The organism is Kitasatospora sp. NPDC088351 (assembly GCF_040685575.1).
In the GTDB taxonomy this organism is placed as follows: domain Bacteria; phylum Actinomycetota; class Actinomycetes; order Streptomycetales; family Streptomycetaceae; genus Kitasatospora.
The window spans coordinates 32,415-51,739 of record NZ_JBFBIL010000020.1; the positions used below are offsets into that span (position 1 = coordinate 32,415).

12 protein-coding genes and 1 pseudogene are annotated in these 19,325 nt (G+C 72.9%); 8 read left to right on the forward strand and 5 right to left on the reverse strand.

What is annotated here, in order from left to right:
• Positions 1–249: 249 nt before the first annotated feature.
• Entirely contained in the window at positions 250–1,641 is a 1,392-nt protein-coding gene (locus AB0P06_RS16860; protein WP_363608046.1) for a hypothetical protein, read from the reverse strand.
• Between the two features lie 500 nt (positions 1,642–2,141).
• On the opposite strand from AB0P06_RS16860, the gene AB0P06_RS16865 reads away from it, so the two are divergent.
• From AB0P06_RS16865 to AB0P06_RS16885, 5 genes and pseudogenes are all read left to right on the forward strand, one after another.
• A complete protein-coding gene (locus tag AB0P06_RS16865; protein WP_363608047.1) occupies positions 2,142–3,536 on the forward strand; it encodes an acyltransferase domain-containing protein in 1,395 nt (464 codons plus the stop codon).
• The gene (locus AB0P06_RS16870) at positions 3,533–8,422 is read left to right on the forward strand and encodes an SDR family oxidoreductase (protein ID WP_363608048.1); all 4,890 of its coding nucleotides are present in this window, start codon (positions 3,533–3,535) and stop codon (positions 8,420–8,422) included. The genes AB0P06_RS16865 and AB0P06_RS16870 overlap by 4 nt, the downstream gene beginning before the upstream one ends.
• A complete protein-coding gene (locus AB0P06_RS16875; RefSeq protein ID WP_363608049.1) occupies positions 8,419–8,904 on the forward strand; it encodes a thioesterase family protein in 486 nt (161 codons plus the stop codon). The genes AB0P06_RS16870 and AB0P06_RS16875 overlap by 4 nt, the downstream gene beginning before the upstream one ends.
• A 9-nt stretch (positions 8,905–8,913) precedes the next feature.
• On the forward strand, positions 8,914–9,897 hold the full coding sequence (locus AB0P06_RS16880) for a spirocyclase AveC family protein (protein ID WP_363608050.1): 984 nt from the start codon (positions 8,914–8,916) through the stop codon (positions 9,895–9,897).
• 64 nt (positions 9,898–9,961) lie between these two features.
• Positions 9,962–11,161 (forward strand): annotated as a pseudogene (locus AB0P06_RS16885) (IS701 family transposase).
• Positions 11,162–11,411: 250 nt separating this feature from the next.
• Here AB0P06_RS16885 and AB0P06_RS16890 read toward each other — a convergent pair.
• Positions 11,412–12,086 carry a response regulator transcription factor gene (locus AB0P06_RS16890; RefSeq protein ID WP_363608051.1) on the reverse strand — a complete coding sequence of 225 codons (675 nt, stop codon included), beginning with the start codon at positions 12,084–12,086 and terminating at the stop codon, positions 11,412–11,414.
• Complete coding sequence (locus AB0P06_RS16895) at positions 12,083–13,387, reverse strand: histidine kinase (protein ID WP_363608052.1); 1,305 nt, start codon at positions 13,385–13,387, stop codon at positions 12,083–12,085. The genes AB0P06_RS16890 and AB0P06_RS16895 overlap by 4 nt, the downstream gene beginning before the upstream one ends.
• 495 nt (positions 13,388–13,882) lie before the next feature.
• Between AB0P06_RS16895 and AB0P06_RS16900 the strand changes: the two genes are divergently transcribed.
• Positions 13,883–14,245: a hypothetical protein gene (locus tag AB0P06_RS16900; RefSeq protein ID WP_363608053.1), complete on the forward strand. Its 363-nt coding sequence runs from the start codon at positions 13,883–13,885 to the stop codon at positions 14,243–14,245.
• 131 nt (positions 14,246–14,376) lie between these two features.
• On the opposite strand, the gene AB0P06_RS16905 is transcribed toward AB0P06_RS16900, so the two are convergent.
• Entirely contained in the window at positions 14,377–14,634 is a 258-nt protein-coding gene (locus tag AB0P06_RS16905; RefSeq protein WP_363608054.1) for a hypothetical protein, read from the reverse strand.
• Entirely contained in the window at positions 14,634–14,813 is a 180-nt protein-coding gene (locus AB0P06_RS16910) for a hypothetical protein (RefSeq protein ID WP_363608055.1), read from the reverse strand. The genes AB0P06_RS16905 and AB0P06_RS16910 overlap by 1 nt, the downstream gene beginning before the upstream one ends.
• Positions 14,814–15,040: 227 nt before the next feature.
• Between AB0P06_RS16910 and AB0P06_RS16915 the strand changes: the two genes are divergently transcribed.
• A complete protein-coding gene (locus AB0P06_RS16915; RefSeq protein ID WP_363608056.1) occupies positions 15,041–18,082 on the forward strand; it encodes a LodA/GoxA family CTQ-dependent oxidase in 3,042 nt (1,013 codons plus the stop codon).
• A gap of 20 nt (positions 18,083–18,102) precedes the next feature.
• Complete coding sequence (locus tag AB0P06_RS16920; protein WP_363608057.1) at positions 18,103–19,290, forward strand: tryptophan 7-halogenase; 1,188 nt, start codon at positions 18,103–18,105, stop codon at positions 19,288–19,290.
• Positions 19,291–19,325 lie beyond the last annotated feature (35 nt).

Below are 19,325 nucleotides of genomic sequence, written 5' to 3' on the forward strand. Positions count from 1 at the left end.
CGGGCGGTGGCCGGCGGCCGCTTCGGGCGGAACCGCCGGGGTCCGTACCGCCGGCTTCGCGCCCTCCCCACCGTGGGAGCGCGTGGGCCGCACACCGGCTGACGGGTGCACGAAGGGATGCCGCGCGGGGATGTCCGCGTCTCCAGCATGTGACCGGGGCCATCGCCCGTCACGCCGGGTACGGCCAATCAAGGGAGCCGGCGTTCGAATGCCCGGTCGACGCCGGCCCCCGCCCCCGCACGCCGGGGGCTACGCCGCCCACGCCCCGGCCGGACGCGGCGAGGCCTCGGCGGAAGCGGCCAGCCGGTCGAGCATGGCGCGGGCGGCCGCGGTGCGGCGGTAGGGCGCCAGGCAGGCGCGGAGCAGCTCCAGGGCGGCTGTCACGCGGGCCGAGCGCAGACAGGGATAGTCCCGGCAGAAACCCTGCGCGGTGACGCAGGCCGCCTCGATCAGGCCGACCCGGATCTGGAGTTCGGCCAGCCGGGCCGCGGTGAGGGCGCGGGAGCGCCGCTCGGACGGCGGGTGGTGGCGGAGGGACCGCTTGAGGGCGCCGATCGCACCGGTGACGTCGCCGGTCGAGGTCAGCACCTCGGCCTGATGACGGGCCAGTTGGGCCGGATGGTAGGCACCGGGGCCACTGTCGCCGGGATCGGCTTTCGCCAGGTGGCGTTCAGCCTCGCGCAGCTGGGCCAGCGCGCGGTCGCGGTCCCCGTTCGCCGCCGTGGTCACGGCGAGTTGGCCGATCAGGAAGGCGGCCGTCATGTGGGCCGTCCAGCTGTGCTGTTCGGCGGCGCGCTCGGCGAGGAGGTGGGCCTCGCGCAAGTGGCCCAGACCGTAGGCGTGTTCACTCATACCGCGAAGCACGATCGCGCCGGTGACACCGTCCCCGCTCTCGCGGGCCAGGCCGAGGGAGGCGAGCTGGTAACGGCGGGCAAGCCCGTGCAGGTGCTCGTCGGAGCACATGGACCCGGCGAGGCAGACCAGCAGCGCGGCGGACGACAGCAGGCGGTCGGGAACGGTCGCGGCACGGTGGGTCCGCAGCCACAGCGTGACGTCGCCCGCCAGATAGGCGACCAGGGCGGTACGGGTGTGGCCGCCCCCGAAAGCGGCGTCCGCCCGGGAGAACATCGCGGTCATCGTCTCCACCATCTCGGCCCGCGACAGCCCGAACCGGGTACTCGGCCCCGGCCGGTTCCTTGCCGCCGGCCTCGCGGGCGTCTCCTCGGCCCGGCTGGGCGCGGCGAGTTGGATCTCGTGGTAGACGGTGTGACGTAACGCGGGGCGACGGGCGGGATCGGCGTCGGCAGCACACAGTTCGACCAGCTGGCGCACGCCGCACCGGTCGCCGAGGACCGGAACCGCACCCTCCGGGGCGGTGAGGCCCGTGAGACCGGTCAGGCCGGTCTCCGCGATCGCGACCGGTCGCCCGATCCGGCGGGTGAGCACCTCGGCGACCAGTACCGCGATCCGCGCGGGCGGCCGGGTACCGGCCAGCCAGCGGCACACCGCGGCCCGGCCGTAGGTGAGCACCAGGCCGCTCTCCCGGCCCGCGCCGTTGACGGCCTCGGCCAGACCCCGGCCCGTCCAGGAGGCCTCGTCCAGCAACGCGCGCAGCCGGACGTTGGGAGGGCGTGCGGTCATGGCGTTCTCCCTGCTCGGGCACGGCCCGCCACCCTTCGCGGCGACCGGAGGAGGCAACGACCTCAAGAGCGCCTCGCCGCTCGAACCGCCGATATGAAAGGGGTGCCGGGCCCCGGGCGGCAATCCGCCGGACCCGGCCTGGAACGCCGTCCCGCACCCGGCCGATTTCACAAGTTCACAACATGCAACGCCCTCAACGTATCCGTCCGCCGAACTCCTTGTGCCCGGGTGGCCGCCGCCGTCTACTGGCAGGTATCGACCCTCGGAGGAGGAGCGGCCCCGGCGGACGGAGAACGCACCGTTCGAGCGTCCTCCCGTACAGCAGCTGCGTGGGCTACCGGTCGCCCGGGGCGATCCACTGCTCTCCCCTCTGCCCCAGTGCCCGGTATTCAGGAAAAGCGGAGTCCGAAATGGCGAGATCCGCATGGATGTTCACCAGTCCGGGGGCGCACCTGGCAGGCGCCTTCCGGCCACATGCCAACGGGATCCAGGAGCATCGCATGCTCCTGAAGGAGGTGGACAAGGCCGCCGCCGAGTACGGCTGGGGGCCGGTCTCGCCACTGCTGCTGCAGAGCACCGACGCCCGGATCCCCAGGACCCCCGAGGGCCCCGAGACTCCCGAAGGCCCCGAGCACCTGTGGCTCGGCTTCTACTCCACCTCCCTCGTGCTGGCCGACATCCTCGAACAGGCCGGTGTCCGCGCCGATGTCCTCCTGGGACACAGCAGCGGCGAGGTGACGGCGCTGGTCGTCGCGGGTGCGCTCGGCGTCGCGGACGGTGCGCGGCTGCTCTGCGAACGGTTGAAGGCCGTGACCGAGGCAGACCTGCCACCGGGCGCGATGCTCGCCCTCGACACCGATGTCCACCGGGCGCGGCACCTGTGCGGCGCCGCGGGCGACGGCTCGCTGACCGTCGCCGTCGACAACGGCCCCCGCCAGGTGGTGGTCTCCGGGCGCGCCGACGCCGTCGACGTGGTACGGCAACTGGCCGGGACGGCCGGGGTGAAGGCCACTGTGCTCGGCATTCCCGGCGCCTACCACAACCCGATGCTGGCCGCGGCGGCCCACCGGTTCGCGCTGGCCACCGCGGATGTGCCGATCCGGCCACCCACGACGCCGGTGTACTCGCCGCAGCTGGGCCGGTACCTGTCCAGCCGGGCGGAGGTCCGGGAACTGCTGGACGGGTTGCTCATCCTGCCCGTCGGCTTCCGGGAGACGTTGACGCGGCTGTACAGCGACGGCGTCGCGACGTTCGTCGAGTGCGGTGCCCGCAGTGTGCTGAGCGACCTGGTGTCCGCGAATCTTCCGGCCGGTGCGAGCGCGGTCCCCCTCCTGCCCGGACGGGCGGCGGCGTCGGTGCTGCGCGAGCGCGTCGGGTCGCTGCTCTCGGGGGACGGGGCCGTCGACGCGAAGCCCGTCGCCCTCGGGGCACCGGCCGACGAAGCCCCGCCGACACCGGCCGGCCCGGTCCTGCCCGCGTCCGAGCCGCCGGGCACCGCACCCGCAACAGCCGGCACCGCACCCGGACCGGTGCCTGATCTCACGCCTCACCCGGGTGCCGTGCCCGCGGCCACAACCGCCGAGGCCACGGACGCAGAGTCCGCAGCCGCCGGGCTGCCTCCGCACGACGAGCTCGTCACGCGCATCCGGCAGGTCTACGCCGACGCCCTCCAGTACCCCGTCGAGGTCATCGAGGAGGACTCCGAGCTGGAGGCCGAACTGGGGGTCTCGTCCCTCAAGCACACCCAGGCGTTCGTCCGTCTCCTGGACCTCTTCCGCCTGCCGACGCCGCCCGAACAGGTACGGGTCGCCTCCTACCGCACCGTCGGCCAGGTCGCGGAGCTGCTCCGGCAGCTCGCGGCAGGGCGACCGGCGGCCGAAGGTGACGGATCATGACATCGCGTACCGGACCTGCGGACCGCTCGGTCGCGGTTGTCGGGATGGGGGCCGTCGCACCGGGCGCGAACAGCCCCGAGGAGGTGTGGCGGGTCCTCACCTCGGACGAGCGCCGGTTCCGCCCGCCGGTCCGCTTCGACGGGGACCTCATCCACTCACCGGACCCAGAGGCCGAGGACCGCACCTTCGGCCGCGACGGCGGGTACATCTCCGGGTTCCGCCCCCATCCCGTCCTCGCCGCCGAGATCGAGCGCGGCGACTGGGGGCCGAGCGACAGCGAGGTGCTGTGGCTGCGGCACTGCCTGCTTCAGGCGCTGGACGGCGCCGGCCCGCGCCCCGGCCGGCGCGCGGGCTGCTACGTCGCGACCTGGACGGGGGCCACGCTGGCCGCCGAGGACACCCTGCTGGCCTCGTACCTGGCACGCCACATGGCACGTGGACTGGCCTCGGGGAGCGCCGCCCGCACCGCGTACGAGCAACGGCTGCTCACCCGGCTGCGTGGCCGCTACACCGACGCGAGCCCCCGCCCGCGTCTGGTACTGCCGGATCTGGTGGTGCGCCGGGCGGCGACCGGGCTGCTCCCCGAGGACAGCGACTGGCTGGCGGTCACCGCCGCCTGCGCCTCCTCCCTGTACGCCGTCGACCTCGGCATCGCGAGTCTGCTGGCCGGTGACTGCGACATCGCCTACTGCGGATCGCTCAACGGCATCGGCCGGCTCATGGCGGTCACCGCGGCCAAGTTCCAGGGCATGTCCGGGAGCGGGGATGTGCGGGCCTTCGACGCGAACGCGGACGGCACGCTGTTCTCCGAGGCCGCCACCATGATCGCCATCAAGCGGTACGACCGGGCCGTCGCGGACGGCGACCGGGTGCTCGCGGTGATCAGCGGCACGGGTCTGGCCACCGACGGACGCGGCACGACCATATCCACGCCCCACCCCGACGGGCTCCGCCGCGCCATTACGCTTGCCTGGGCCGACGGCACGGTGACGGCGGACGACGTCTCGTGGGTGATCGCACACGGCACCGGCACACTCAAGGGCGACCAGGTGGAGATCGACGGCCTGGTGGACGCGGCAGGGCCCGGCCGGTGCCTGCTGTGCACCTCGAACAAGTCGCTGCTCGGACACGCCGCCTGGGCGGCCGGCGGCCTCTCCGTCATCCATGCGGTGAAGGCCCTCGAACACGGTACGATCCCCGGCCAGCGCCGGTTCACGACCCCGCACCCGGCACTCGCCGGTACGTTGGTACACGTACCGACCGGGGATGTCAGCTGGCCCGCCGGGGACCGGCCGCGGGTGGTCGGGATCAGCGGATCCGGAGTCGGCGGGGCCAACGCCCACCTGCTGGTCCGTGACCGTCCGCAGGCCCCCGCACACGACGGGTCCCGGCCGCAGCGGGAACAGGACGACCCGCTGGTGCTCACCGCGTGGAGCGCCTGGCTGCCCGGCCGGCCCGAGCCGGAGGACGTGCACCACTGGCTCGCCACCGGCGAGGGCCCGCCCCCGCACGGCTTCGGGGACGCCTACCCGGCGTCGGACTTCGCCGCGACCCGGCTGCCCCCGGTCGTCACCGAGGTCATCGACCGCAGCCATCGCATGGCCCTGGACGTCGCGCACCGGTTCGTCCTTGAGCACGGCGAACTGTGGGACGGCCTGCGGGAGGACACCGGCATCCTGTCCGCCCACTACGGCCCCTCCGAGAGCTGGGCCGACGCCACCGTCCGCGCGGCCTCGGGAGACCTGGAGGCCGTGCCGTGGAACGACGACGAGCAGGCCGCCTTCGACGCGGTACTGGCACAGGTACGCGCCAGGCAGCGGATCACCGACGAGTCGCTCACCGGCAGCGTTCCCGACCTGGCCGCCTACCGCATCGCCAACCGCTGGGACCTGCACGGCCCCACCATGTCCATCGACAGCGGCGCCACCTCGGCTCTCACCGCCCTCCACGTCGCCGCGCGCCACCTGCGGCAACGACGGATGAAACTGGCCCTGGTACTGGCGCTGAACAGCTCCACCACCCCGGAGACCGCGGACTTCACCGAGTCCGACCGGGCCCGGCTCGCCGAAGGCGCCTTCCTGCTCGCCCTCACCCGGGCCTCGGTCGCCCGCGAGCGGGGCTGGCCCGTGCTGGCCCACCTCACGACGACCACACTGCGTGAGGCGAACGACACCGCCCGGCCCACGGCGGACAGCCATGACTACCTGGGCGCGCAGGGCGCCGTCGAGCTGCTGCGCCGCCTCGTCCGCGGCGAACGGGCCGAGTCGGTCGGCGCCTCGCCCGGCCTGCTCGTCACGCTCACCCCGCCCGGCTCCCGGCAGCACGACGGCGATCCGGCACGCAGCAGCCGGGGCGCGATCGCCCTGCGGCGCAGCGATGCCCGGCCGGCGGCCGAGGCGGGAGCGGCCGTCCCCCCGTCGTCCGTGATACTGGTGGGTTCCGCGCGACTGGCCGCGCAACTGGCCGGCACGGCCGCAGCCGCGGGCGCCCTGCTGGTGAGCACCGATCCGGCCACCCCGCCCTCCGTCGCCGCGGTGGTCCCGGAGATCACCGACGAGTCGAGTGCGGACGCCGTCCTCGACCGGATCGCCGCCCAGCACCCCGACATCCGCGTCTTCGCCGCCGTCCACCGCCCCGTCGAGGACTGGTACCTCCAGGACCCGGCCCTGGACCGACTGCTGGAATTCGCTCTGCTCGCCGCCAAACGCTGCGGTGAGCGGCTGACCCGGGGAAGCTTCGCCGTCACCGTGCTCGATCCGCTCCCCGATCTCCAAGTCCACCCCGACAGCGCGCAGTTCACCGGATTCGTCCGCGCCCTGGGCTGGGAGATCCCCCGGGACCGGGCCTTCGCGCTGGTCACCGACGCACCACTGGACGGCGCGCTGCACGAGCTCGCCGCCGAGAGTGCCGCAGACCGCGACGCCCCGGTGGCGTACTACCAGGGCGGGCTGCGGCACACCGAGCTGCTCTGCCCGGCCCCGCTGCCCGTACCGGGCCCCGGCGATCCGGTGGACGCGCTGGGACCGGAGCCGGTGGTCGTCGCGGTGGGCGGAGCCCGCGGCATCGCCGCCGTGGCCCTGGCCGAACTGGCCCGCAGACACCGGCCGGTGATCTGGCTCCTCGGCCGCAGCGACCCCGGCTCCGTACCGCCGGAACTCCTCGACGCGGCGGACGGCGACGAGGCACAGCTGCGCGCCGACTTCATCCGACGCGGCACCACCGAGCGCCCCGGGCCCCCGATCGCGGAACTGAGCCGCACCTTCGACCGGAACTGGCGCGCCCGGGAGGCCGCCACGAACCTGCGCCGACTGCGCAGGCTGTGCGGTGCGGAGCGGGTCCACTACCAGCAGTGCGACATCACCGACCGGGCCGCCGTGGAGCGGGTGGTCGCCACCATCACGTCCCGCCACCCGCGGATCGACCTCCTGCTGAACTCGGCGTTCAGCCAGGAGTCGGCCCAGTACACGACGAAGACACTGGCCGGCTTCCGGCGCGCCAAGGACACCAAGATCGCCGGATACCGCCACCTCAAGGCGGCGTTCGCCGCCGCGCCGCCCCGGCGCTGGTGCAACTTCGGGTCCTCGATCGTGCTGTTCGGCCTGCCCGGCGAGACCGACTACACGGCGGGCAGCGAGTACCTCGCCGCCGCGGCACGCTACGAGTCCCGGCTCCTCGGCGGTACGGCCGTGACCGTCAACTGGGGCCTGTGGGAGGAGGCCGGATCGGCCGCCGCCGAGGCGACCCGCCAACGCCTGGAGCGCACGGGAGTACGCACCGGGGTGAGCAACTCCGAAGGCTGCGCCTACTGGCTCTCCGAACTCGTCTCGGCCCGCCCGGCCGAGCCCGCCCCCGTCTACACGACCGGATACGACCGGCAGATCGCCGAGCGCCGCTTCCCCCGGGTACTCGCGACCTTCGACACCGCCGACGCCACCGACACCGCCGATACCCGCGGCGTCCCGGCCGGCCTGCTCGGCGAACCCGTCGAGACATCACCCGGCCGGGCACGCTGGGACTGGGCCCTGAGCCCCGGGCACGACCGCTACCTCCTGGAGCACCTCGTCGACGGGCGGCCGACACTCCCGGGTATGGCCATGGTGGCCATGGCCGCCGAGGCCGCAGGCCGGCTCCACCCCGGCATGCCGGTCCGCCAGCTGCGCGACATCCGCTTCCAGGAGTTCGTCCGGGCCGATCCACGCACCCCGGGCCCCACCAAGTACCGCATCGTCGCCGAGGACACCACCGCGCAGGACTCCGCCACCCACCGGACCGTCCGGGTCCGCGTGCTCTCCGATGTGCGTACCCCGGGCGGCCGGGTGCTGCGTTCGGACCGCTGCCATGCCACTCTCGAGGTGCTGCTGGGCCCCCCGCAGGAGCCACCACCGCACTGGGACACCCCGCCCCTGGCTGCCGGGACCAGGCAGACCGACCCCCTCTGCCGCTCCGACTCACCGATCCGCCTGACCGGAGTCTTCCGGAACACGGTCGACATCCTCGCCGACGAGGAACGGGCCGAGGGGCGCTTCCAGCCGCTGCTCGCCCACGAGGACGCCTTCAGCCACGCCGTCCTGCCCGTCCTGCTCCTCGACGCCCTCGGCCGTACCTGCTGTTTCCGGCTCACCGGTCCCGGCAAGGTCGCCGTGCAGGCCCCGACCGGCATCGACCGCCTGGACATCCGCACTCCCGGCCCGGACAGCGAACTCGCCACCCACCACCCGGCGGGCATCGGTCTGCACGGAGAGCTCACGCAGGACCGGTACACCGCGTTCGCCCCCGACGGCACCGTCCTCGCCCAAATCACCGGCCTGCACTGCCAGGTCTTCGCCACACTGGACGCGGTGCTCCTGCCGGACCGCGGACACCCGGACACGGAGGTCGCACCATGACTCCGGAAGCGGCCCCGCCCCGCCCCGCCCCAGCACAACTCCGCTGGTACGAGATGGAGCACATCGTCACCTTCGGCGAGACCAGCGGCGCCGGCTTCGTCTATTTCGCCCATCTCTTCAGGTGGCAGGGCGAATGCCGTGAGCGCTTCGGCTGCGCCTACTGCCCCCGCTACATGGGCGGTCTCACCGGTGAACTCACCATGCTCACCTCCTCCGCCTCCTGCGAGTACCTCGGGGAGATCTGGGCCGCCGACCGGATCCTGGTGCGGCTCACCATCCCTTGGGTGCGACTGCACTTCATGAAGGGCGACTTCGCCTTCTACCGGACCAGTGAGGGCCGGGAGAACCTGGTCGCCCGCGGCGAGCAGATGTGGGCCAACGTCCACCGCGACGGCAGCACCTTCGCCCCTGCCCCCTGGCCCGCGGAAATCCTCGACGCCTGCGCGCACTTCGGGACAGATCTGACCCGCGCTCTCACCTAGGAGTCCGGCATGGACCCACGACCCGCCACCCCCGAACCGGCCCGACAGCAGATGTCGCCGGTAGAGGCACGCAGCCGCCGGATCACCCCGGCGACCGTCTTCGCCACCCTGGGGGCACTGTTCCTCGCCCTGCAGGCATGGATCTTCATCCGCTGGGCCGCCGCGGGTGACGCCCACGCGGTGCCGTCCGCCCACGACAACATATCCGCTCCCCGCGAAGCGGCCGTCTGGGCGGTACAAGCCGTAGTCGTCCTGCTCGCGGCCGTCTACACCTGGATCGTCGTACGGCAATGCCGCCGCACCGGGCAGATCACCTTCGACGCCGCCCTGTTGCTGGGGTACGTCCTCGCATTCTGGCAGTCGCCTCTGTTCAACTACCGGGCTCTGTCGATCGTGGTGAACCGCCACACCGTCAACGTGGCAACCTGGGGCGAGCAGATCCCGGGCTGGCACAGCCCACCAGGCCAGCCGGAGACCCTTCTGGGCCTGAGCGGGCTCGGCTTCGTCGCCCTGATGACCTGGGTGTGGATCCAGGCATGGCTCACCATCCGCATCTCCCGGCGCTTCCCGCAGTGGGGCTGGGGGCGACTCCTCCCCGCCGCGCTGGCCGCCGGATTCGTCGTCGACTGGGCAATCGAGGCCGTCTGGGGAAGCACAGGCTTCTTCTCGTACGCCACCCAGCCCACCGTCCTCACCCTGTTCGAGGGGCACTGGTACGGGATGCCGCTGCTGTACTACGCCGCGGTCACCCTGTTCATCTCCACCGGCGCCGTCGTGATCCGTCACCAGGCCCAGGCCCGCGGCACCGTCCCCTACATCTTCCGCGGAACGGAGCTCCTCACCGGCCGTGCCTCGGCCGCGGTCCGCCTCCTGGCGGGCATCGGACTGGCCAACATCCTGCTCCTCACCTACTTCGCTGTGACCCTCCTGATCAGCCACTTCCTCGGCGGTCCGATGCCGTCCGACACCCCCGGCTACATGTGGACGCCTTGATCTCATCTGGTAGTGCTTTGTTAGGTGGCTTGTCACATCGTGTAGTCGGTAGTTCTCCGGTCGTATGAGGGCTGGGGAGCTTGCGGTGTGGCGGGGTCGGTTGGAGGAGTTCGCGGCTGAGGTGTTCGCGCCCTTGGCCCGGTGTGATCAGCGGGCCAAGGGCGGACTGTATCTGCGGGGGCTGCTGCTGGAAGGCCGGCGCAAGTCGATGCAGCCGATGGCCGAGCGGCTGCAAGTCGACCACCAGCGGTTGCAGTAGTTCATGACGTCCTCGACCTGGTCGGTCGGGGACGTGCGGGCCCGGCTGGCGCGGCGGGCGGTGCGGCCCGAGGTGTGGGCCGTGGACGACACCGGGTTCCCCAAGGACGGCCAGGCGTCGCCCGGGGTCGCCCGGCAGTACTCGGGCACCCTCGGCAAGGTCGGCAGCTGCCAGATCGGCGTCAGCGTCCACGCGCTCTCCGACACCGCTTCCTGCCCGCTGTCCTGGCGCCTGTTCCTGCCCGAGTCATGGGACGGGCCGCAGGCGGCCGGGCGGCGTGCGGCCTGCCGGATCCCCGAGGACGAGCACCACCGGCCGAAATGGCGTCTGGCGCTGGACATGCTCGACGAGCTCGCGGGCACGGGGCTGCGGCCCGCCGTGCTGGTCGCGGACACCGCCTACGGCGCCAACGCCGACTTCCGTCACGGCCCGGAGGACCGCTTCCTGGCCTACGTGCTGCAGGCCAAGGGCGAGATGACCGCCCACAGCGAGGACGCCGAACCGTACCGGCCGCCCTACGGAGGCCTCGGTCCGCGGCCACTGCCACGCCACCGCTCCCGCCCGGTCTCCCCGCGCGAGCACGTTCCGGCCGCCGGACGCCGGGCCGGGCGGAGCGTGACCTGGCGCAAGGGCTCCAAAGCCGCGATGAGCTCGCACTTCGTCCTCCTGCGCATCCGGCTCGCCGGGCGGCGCCCCAGGCCGGCCCACGACGGCACGATCCCCCTCACCTGGCTGATCGCCCAGTGGCCGGAGAACGAGGCGGAACCGGTCAAGTACTGGATCTCGAACCTGCCCGCCGACATCCCCGCCAAGGACCTGGTCCGGCTGGCGAAGTCACGCTGGCGGATCGAACACGGCTACCGCGAGCTGAAGACCCGCCTGGGCCTGGACCACTTCGAAGGCCGCTCCTGCATCGGCCGGCACCGCCACGTCACCCTCGTCAGCGCCGCCCACCTGTTCCTCACCGAACAGCGGGCCCTCCCAAAAGCCCTGGCCAGGGCCTGACCTTCTACCAGGCCCTGGACCTCCTCCAACACCTCATCGCCACCTGGACCGGCACCTGCCCCACATGCCGACAACCCATCCCATGGCAGACCTACGACACCACCTGACAAAGCACTACCAGCTGTCGTCAAACTCCCTTCTGTGCACCGATGTTGGGGTGAGTGCGGGGCCGCCGAGGTCAGGGGCACGGCAGCCCGGACGCGCGGTCCGGGCCTCGAAGCGGACCCTGGCGGCCGCCCTGGCCGTCCGGTCAGCCGGTGGACCCCGGGACCACCAGACCGGACTCGTACGCGATCACCACCGCGTGCGTCCGGTTCTGCGCGCCGAGCTTGAGCAGCACGTTCCCGACGTGCGTCTTCACCGTCTCCAGACTCACCCCGAGCGCGTTCGCGATCTCCGGGTTGGACAGACCGGTCGCCATCAGCCGCAGCACCTCCTCCTCCCGCCCCGTCAGCGCCGCCCCCGGCAACGCCTCGGCGGAACCCAGCGGACGGGCCGCGACCATCCGGCGCAGCGCCGCCGGGAAGAGGATCGCCTCTCCCGCCGCGACCACCCGTACCGCCTGTGCGATCTGGCGGACCGGGAGCCGTTTGAGTACGAATCCGCTGGCTCCCGCGCTGAGTGCGGCGGTGACGTAGCCGTCGTTCTCGAAGGTGGTGATCATCACGACCTTCGGCGGCTCGGCCGAGGCGGCCAGCAACTGCCGGGTGGCCTCGATCCCGTTGCAGCGCGGCATCCGCACGTCCATCAGGACCACGTCCGGCCGCAGCAGCCGCGCCCGCTCGACGGCCTCGACGCCGTCGGCGGCCTCCCCGACCACCGTGATCCCCGGCTGTGCCGCGAGCAGCATGCGCAGACCACTGCGGGTCACCTCGTCGTCGTCCGCGATCAGGAGCGTCACGGGGGCGCCGGCAGGGTCGGTCATGCCGACAACCGTATCGGCAGCCGGACCGCCAGCCGCCAGTGCCGCGGCCCGTCCGGACCGGCCTCGATCTCGCCGTGCAGCAGCCGCACCCGCTCGGCCAGCCCCGGCAGACCGTGCCCGGACGTCGGAAAGACACCCGCCCCCGTGCCCGTCCCCGCTCCGGTCCCGGTCCGGTTGACCACGCCGAGCTCCAGCCCGTCCGGCGCGACCGTCACCCGGACCTCGACCGGACCACCCGCCCCGTGCCGCAACGCGTTCGTCAGCCCCTCCTGCAGAATCCGGTACGCCGCCCGGGAGAGCGTCCCCCGCACCCGCGCCAGGTCGCCCGACAGCACCGGCTCCACCACCGCACCCGCGCACCGCAACCGGTCCAGCAACTCGGGCAGATCCGCCAGGGTCCGCGCCGGCGCCGTCCCCGGCTCCTCCTCACGCAGCACACCCAGCACATAGTCCAGGTCCTCCAACGCGGCCCGGGCCGACTCCTCGATACCACGCAGAGCCGCCCGCGCCGCCACCGGATCGACGGAAAGCACCTCACCCGCCACCGCCGCCTGAATCGTGGCCGCCGTCAGCGTGTGCCCGATCGAATCATGCAACTCACGGGCCAGCCGGTTGCGTTCGGCCAGCAGCAGCTCCCGCTCCGCCGCCAGCGCAAGCCGCTCGGCCGACGACGGCCCCAACAACCCCGGCGCCAGCCACCGCAAAGCACCCGTCACCACCACACACACAACCGGCACCAGCACCAGACAGACGAGCGCCACCACCCAGCTCCAGACACCCGCCACCTGTACCGACCAGCCGGACCAGCTCACCCGTGCCTCACCGGAGGTCCAGCCCCCCGGCAGGGCCAGGCCCGCGCCGAGCAGCACCGTGCCCGCCAGGCCTCCCGTCCACCCCAGCGCCACCTGCAGCAGCAGCCAGAGCGGCGTCCGCCAGCGATCGGCACCGGACGGCACGGCAGGGGCCGACGCGGTGCCGGGTGAGCGCGCGGACCGACGCGCGGCCACCGGATCCGGCAACGGAACCCCCAGCAGCCGACGCGCGCCGACGATCAGCACCCGCCGCGTGGTGCGGGCCAGCCCGACCACGACGATCAGTGCCGCCCAGACCAACAGGGTCAGCACGAACCGAACCCCATAGGGAGCGGACCGCCACACCAGCGCCGGCAGCATGGCGAAAGGCAGCAGCGGCAGGCTCGCCAGCGCTCCGCAGTAGGCGAACAGCGCACCCGCGTACGTGGAGCCGCGCAGCAGCGGCCGGATTCCCCTGATCATGATCGTCAGTATGGCCGGGCAGCCCACCGGCGGCCTCCCCCGATCGAGGGAGCGTTACGGCCACCGTGAGCCCGGCCACCGCCGACACCTCCTTGATCATCAGATCCGCCGTCGACCGGACACTCCCCCTCGACGTCCGTTCAGGGCGACTCCGCGAGGTCACCCCATTCAGTCGGAATCCCGGTATCTGTGCGACAGGCCGGCCGGAGCTCTCCACGCCGCTGTGACCTGCGGGTTCACGCGATCACCCGGGCTTTGAACCCCTCCTGTTCACACGGTTGGCAGCGCGCGGAAAAGGTCGCTGGATGGCGAGGACGATCCCTGTCGCATAGAAATAGCCCCATGGGCGGCGATCCCCAAGAACCATTCCGGGGCCCGGCTCCCTCACCGTCTCCCGCCCGTACACGAGGGGGCGGAAGGGGCGGAATGCGCCGACGAACTCGTCGCACGACCACTGGAACCGCCTGTTGAGCCGTCGTCGGCAGATGAGTCCGCAGGCGGGCGGGACGAGCGACCGGCGGGATGCCGTTCGACCAGGGCGAGGAGCCGGATCTCGCTGCCATCGCTGATCAGGTGATGCTTGCCACCGGTCCGGGCGGGCTGCGCAGGCATGCCCCCCTCCATGAAGCGCATGGCTACCCGGAGGCCTGTTCCACTGCATCACCTCGACAGAAAGGACTGTCCGTGCTGCATTCGATCTCAGCTGTCATTTTCCTCGGCCTTGTGTTCCTCGCACTTGTCCTCGTCCACCACCGGCCGGCCGTCGTATTCACTGGGATCGTTGGCGTACTCTTCGGTTTCGCATTGGCGACTTCCTCCCTTGCCCCCGCCATCGACAACGTCCTGTGTGTCATCTTGTCGGCTCTGGAGAACTTGTCGCGGTAACGGCTGTCGGCGTACGCGCGAGGCCCCTCACGATTTCGTGAGGGGCCCTCCGCGTCCACGAACACCAGAACGGCCGGTCAACCCGACATCCCGTCGGACTGACCGGCCACATGGGGTCGGCTGACCTGACCCTATGAGGGCCGATCCCCCTCCCACTGGCCGCAGGCCGCTTCGACGCAGGGCCCGGCGAAGCGGAACCGTGCCTCCGGCGGGCGCAGGCCGGGGGCGGAGGCCCGGGCCGTGAACTCGGCGTCCACTGCCGGCGGCGGGCGCAGTGCGGCGACGGTCCCGTCCTGCCGGACGATGCCGAGCAGCAGGTGGCCCGGGGCGCACAGGCTGCTCGGGCACGTCGCCCCGGCCCGGGCCGCATCGGTCTCGGCGGTGCCCACTACTCCTCCGGCGCCATCACGATCCCGATCGGACCCGGCCGCCACACCGACGCGTCCACCGCGTCGTGCGGTGAGCCGGCGTTGCCGAACGGCGCCTCACGCGGCGGCGGCGCGAGGTCGAGCCCCGCGACCTCGTCGAGGACGGCCCTGCGCACCGCGTCCCCGATCCTCTCCAGCACATCCCATCGACGACGCTGCCACCGGGGCCCCGGACCGGGCGACCGCTGCTGACCGATTGGAGTGAGATGGTCCGCACCGGGCCCGCTGCCTGGTCGTTTCGGGGGTACGTCGGCGCGCCACCCCTCGCAGGTCTGTGCACGCTTGTCTGGGATCCGGAAGCCGCGAGCGGCATCGCCCGAAGCGACCCGCCGGCCCCGACCCACCACCGCACCGACGGGAGCACAGCATGACCGGGACCCCCGAGCCCTTCGACGACACCGCCGGGCTGCCACCCCTGCCGGGCTGCGCCGAGAACGCGGCCGGCGCACTGAAGCAGATGTTCGTGGACCTGACCCAGGGCGTGCGGATGGCCCGCGGCCAGGACCCCGTCAAGCGGCCGGTGTTCCTCAAACCGCACGGCGTGGCCCGTGGCACGCTCACGGTCGCCGACGACCTGCCGGCGGACCTGCGCGTCGGGTTCCTGGAGAGCACCCGCACCCAGGCCGGCGGCCTGTCCGCCTGGGTGCGGTTCTCCAGCGACACCGTGCCCGGCAGTCCCGACCTGATGACCACCCTCGGCATCGGCATCAAGCTGTTCGGTGTGCCCGGCCCGAAGCTGCTGGAGGGCTACGCCGAGGCCGGCACCCAGGACCTGCTGCTGCAGAACTTCGACGTCTTCTTCGTCGACACCGCCCAGGACATGTGCGAGTTCACCAAGGCCGGTGTCATCGACGGCAGTTACGACAAGTACCTGGAAGCCCATCCGGTCACCCGCGAAATCCTCGACGCGATGGCCAAGTTCGAGCCGAGCGTGCTGACCGCCACCTACTGGGGTGTGCTCCCCTACGCCTTCGGACCGGATCGTTTCGTCAAGTACAAGCTGGTGCCCGCCGGTTGCGAGACCGGCGACCCGGCGGCGACTCCGCCCGACGAGAACCCCACCTACCTCGGTGCCGACCTGGTCCACCGGCTCAAGGCCGGTCCGGCGGCCTTCGACCTGATGCTCCAGTTCCGCACCGACGACGAGAAGATGCCGCTGGACCGGGCGACCGTGCGGTGGGAGGAGTCCGAGAGCGCCCCCGTGAAGGTGGCCCGGCTGACCCTCCAGCAGCAGGACGTCACGGCCCGCGGCCAGGCCGCGTACGGTGAGAACCTCTCCCTCAACCCGTGGCACGGTCTCGCCGAGCACACCCCGGTGGGCAGCATCGCCGAGGTGCGCAGGACGGTGTACCTGGCCTCGGCCGAACAGCGCCGCGACGTGAACGGCGTCCCGACGGCCGAGCCCGGCCCCGCCCGTCCGCAGATCACCCCGCCGGCGGCCCGCGACACCCGGATCGTCCGGGCCGCCGTGCACCCGGCCATCGGCGTGGCCCGGGTCGGCGACAGCACGATGGACGACTTCGTCCTCGCCCCCGAGGTCGACGATCCGGCCCCGCTGCCCGCCGGGAGCTACAAGGACGTCACCGGCGCCCTGAAGCGCCAGGCCGTCCGGTTCCGGGTCTACGGTTACAACGCCGCCGGCCAGCCGGTCGCCGAACTGACCGCCGACAACGCCGACCTGCGCTGGACCGTGCACGTCGCCAACTCGAAGGCGGCCTGGTACCAGTTCCAGATCGCCCTCGACATCCCGGAGGCGAACCAGTCCGACGCCAGCAACCTGCGCAACCCCAAGATCCAGGCCGACCAGCGCAAGGACCTCCTGGTCATCGACCCCGGCCCCCGTTCGGTGCGCGGCCGCGACCGCTCCGACAAGCCCGAGTACCGCTTCGACACCGGCACCTTCATGGGCAAACCCGTCTACCTCGGGGAACTGCGCACCGACGACAGCGGCCGGCTGATCTTCCTCGGCGGCCACGGCGTCTCGGCCTCGTCGACCGGCACCCCCGCCGACACCTTCGCCAACAACGACGGCTGGTACGACGACACCTCCGACGGCCCGGTCACCGCCGAGGTGAGCATCGACGGACGGCCGATCCCGGTCGAGCCGGGCTGGGTGGTGACCGCGCCCCCCAACTACGCGCCCGAACTCGCCTCGGTGCGCACGATGTACGACCTGGTGCGCGACTCCTTCTTCAGCGCCGGGCAGCTCCCCGAGCCGCAGCAGGTCTCGTTCACCCGTGACGTGCTGCCCGTGCTGCGCCGGCTGTCCGGCCTGCAGTGGGTCAACAAGGGCCTGGCCACCCAGTTCGGCTTCGGCGGCCGCGAGTTCCTCCTCGACCCCGCCCGGGTCGCCGCGCTGGCCGACCCCTCGCCCGTCCAGCGGGAACTGCGCCGGCAGATCTGGCTCGCCGTCCGCGACTACGACCGCGACGGCATGTCACCGGTGCCCTGGCCGCCGGTCTACGGCGACGCGATGAACCTGCCGCCCCAGTCCGTGCGCCAGCACATGGCGCTCTCCGCGTTGCAGTACCGCCTCCTGCAGCGCTGGGCCCGCGGGGACTTCGTCGACGACTACGACCCGACGGCCGCGCCGCCCGCCACCCTCGACGACGTCCCGTTCGCCGAACAGCCCGGGACCCTCGACCGGGCGGCCCTGTCGTTCTGCCTCGCCGACGCCTTCCACCCGGGCTGCGAGCTGACCTGGCCGATGCGCCACATCACCCTGTACAGCGGCCCGTTCCGGGTGCGGCACCGCGACCCGGCGGCGCCTCCCCCGCCCGACTACGGCCAGACCCTGACGCCGGAGCTCGCGCTCTCCCTCGACGGCCCGCTGCACGCCCAGGGCCCGGGCGACCTGACCCGGTGGATGGCGGTGCCGTGGCAGACCGACACGGCGAGCTGCCGGTCGGGCTACGAGTACGGCGTCTCGCTCGGCTTCGGCCCGTACGACCCGTACCTGCCCACCTTCTGGCCGGCCCGGGTGCCCAACCACGTGCTCGCCGAGGAGGACTACGACGTGGTGATGGACACCTCCCGCCCGATCGCCGATCGCCTGGCCGCGTTCCAGAACCGGCGGACCTGGCTCCGCTGGCTGCCCCGCGACTACACGGCCGCCATCAACGCGATGGTGCAGGACTTCGGCAGGCTCGGGGTGGTCGAGCGCCGGCCCGGCCCCAGCGACGATCCCCGTCTCCCGGCGGAGGTCCTGGTGGAGTCCGAGGTGAGCTTCCCCGCCGAGCCCGCCCCGCCGGCCGGGCGCAACCTGGTCACCGTGCACGTGGAACGCGGCGCGGACCCCGTCCTGGGCGCGGCCGCGCTGGCCACCGCGGCCACCATGGCGGACGCTCCCGACGAGGAGGTCTCGGCCGGGTTCATCGACAAGGTCAAGCGCCTGCGGCCCAGCCGGTGAGCCCTCGCCCGCCGGTTCGCGTGCGCCCGTCCGGCCCCGTCGACGCCGTCGACGCCGCCGTGGCGGGCGGCGGTCCGGCGGGCGCCGTGGCGGCGCTCGTCCTGGCCCGGGCCGGCCACCGCGTCGTGCTCCTGGACGACGGCGGCCACTCCCCGCCACGCGCCGCGCCCCCCGCCCGGCCCGCGTTCAAGATCGGGGAGTTCCTGCCGCCCGCCGCCCGGCCGCTGCTCGGCGGCCTCGGGCTGCTGGACGCCTTCCTGGCGTCCGGTCACCCCGTCTCCACCGGCACGTACGCCGCCTGGGGGTCGGAAGCGCTGCACGGCCGCAGCCACCTGTTCGACCCGTACGGGCACGGCTGGCACCTCGACCGGCTCCGCTTCGACGCCTTCCTGCGGGACACGGCCGTCGCGGCCGGCGCCGAACTGCGGCAGGCCACCGCACTGGAGCGGATCGACGACCGCCTGATCGTCCGCGAGCGGACCACCGGCGCCGTGGCGGAGCTGTCCGTCCGCTGGACGGTCGACGCGACCGGCCGACGCTGCGTCATCGGCCGACGCGGCGGCCACCGCCGACGGCAGGACCGGCTCGTCGCCGCGTACGCCGTGTTCCCCGACCGCCACCCGTCGGGCCCGGCGCAGCCGGCCGGCCCGGAGGGCCCGGGGGACGCCGAGGCCCGCACCCTGGTGGAGGCGGCGCCGCACGGCTGGTGGTACACCACCCGGATCCCGGCCGGGCGCCTGGTCGCCCATCTGACCGACGCCGACCTCGCCGAGCCGTCCCTGCGGACCCCGCAGGGCTTCTGGCACGCGCTCAGTCGCACCGTCCACGTCCGGCGCCGCCTGACCGGACACGGTCCGGCCGCGACGCCCGTGCCGCGCTGGACGCCGGCCCACGGCCTGCGGCTCACCCCGGCGGCCGGGCCCGGCTGGGTGGCGGCCGGGGACGCCGCCCTCGCCTTCGACCCGCTCTCCTCGCAGGGCATCCTCACCGCACTGCACACCGGTGCCCGCGCCGGACGGGCCGTGGCCGACTGCCTCGCCGACGGGGGACGGACGAGGGCATCGCTCGCCGACTACACGGCGTTCCTGGACGGCATCGCGGCGGCCTACCGAAGGAATCATGCGTACGCGTACGGCCAGGAGCGGCGTTGGCCTCTGAGTCCCTTCTGGGGTCGCCGCCGAACGGCGGACAGCCCTGCGGCGGCATAGCCTGAAAGGGCCGGAACGCTCCTCCAAGGGGTCAG

Excerpts from the sequence above, each read along its gene's own strand:
- AB0P06_RS16915 (WP_363608056.1), top strand. The coding sequence starts at position 15,041 with ATGACCGGGACCCCCGAGCCCTTCGACGACACCGCCGGGCTGCCACCC.
- AB0P06_RS16860 (WP_363608046.1), bottom strand. The coding sequence starts at position 1,641 with ATGACCGCACGCCCTCCCAACGTCCGGCTGCGCGCGTTGCTGGACGAG.
- AB0P06_RS16890 (WP_363608051.1), bottom strand. The coding sequence starts at position 12,086 with ATGACCGACCCTGCCGGCGCCCCCGTGACGCTCCTGATCGCGGACGAC.
- AB0P06_RS16870 (WP_363608048.1), top strand. The coding sequence starts at position 3,533 with ATGACATCGCGTACCGGACCTGCGGACCGCTCGGTCGCGGTTGTCGGG.
- AB0P06_RS16900 (WP_363608053.1), top strand. The coding sequence starts at position 13,883 with ATGCCGTTCGACCAGGGCGAGGAGCCGGATCTCGCTGCCATCGCTGAT.
- AB0P06_RS16880 (WP_363608050.1), top strand. The coding sequence starts at position 8,914 with ATGGACCCACGACCCGCCACCCCCGAACCGGCCCGACAGCAGATGTCG.
- AB0P06_RS16865 (WP_363608047.1), top strand. The coding sequence starts at position 2,142 with ATGCTCCTGAAGGAGGTGGACAAGGCCGCCGCCGAGTACGGCTGGGGG.
- AB0P06_RS16875 (WP_363608049.1), top strand. The coding sequence starts at position 8,419 with ATGACTCCGGAAGCGGCCCCGCCCCGCCCCGCCCCAGCACAACTCCGC.